The organism is Mesorhizobium sp. WSM4813, from assembly GCF_055811555.1.
In genome coordinates this window covers 1-812 of the sequence record NZ_JBVVQU010000149.1, presented here as the reverse complement: position 1 = coordinate 812, position 812 = coordinate 1, and the positions used below count along the sequence as shown (strand labels likewise).

Genomic DNA, 812 nt, shown 5'->3' with positions numbered 1-812 from the left:
TCGCATGGAGATTGGGCAATGGATGTGACGACGCAAATCATCAGGCACGTTGTCAATTCGAGTTTGGAGATGATCCCTGTGACGGCGATCGAACGTGCGAAGCTCTCGATCCTCGACACGATTGCGTGCGCGATCGGCGGATCGAATGATCCTATTGCGCAGTTCGCTCGCCAACTGGGCGCATTGTCGGGTGGCAAGCCAGAATGCACCGTTTGGATTTCCGGAGAGAAGCTTCCCTCCAGCTTGGCGGCACTTGTTAATGCGACTACAGCCAGAGCACTTGATTTTGATGAGACATATGAGATTGGTATCAACGGTTGCCACGCAAGCGCATATGATGTGGCGCCAGCGCTGGCACTTGCTCAACGTGACCCCTCCATTAGCGGAAGCGAATTGCTGTCCGCCCTCGCGACGGCTATTGATCTGCACATCCGTTTAGCGCGAAGCATCACAACCAACGCCATAGATACAGGCCGCGACAACATGGTCGCTGTCTGGGGCGCCACGGCAGTTAGTGCAAAGTTGCTGCGGCTCGACGAAGAGAAGACGCGCAATGCGTTCGGTATCGCTTACGCCCACTCCGCTGGCGAATTTCAGATGTATGAAGAAAGTGCCCATACCGTGGCGCTCCAGCAGGGATTGCGGGCTCGCTCCGGTGTTGAGTCAGCCCTATCAGCTATGGTGGGCTTCAACGGCCCGCGGGAGCCGTTCTTTGGGAAGTATGGTTTCTACAAGGCCTTCGAACCAGCTTATAACCTTGATTTGCTTATGAACAAACTCGGCCGCGACTATGTGAACGCCTTCATTAGCTT

General features: G+C 55.0%; 1 protein-coding gene. It reads left to right on the top strand.

Translation table 11 applies throughout. The features are described from left to right. Nucleotides 1-18: 18 nt before the first annotated feature. A partial coding sequence (locus AC0L25_RS32425) for an MmgE/PrpD family protein (RefSeq protein ID WP_473599185.1) occupies nt 19-812 on the top strand: 794 nt, incomplete at its 3' end.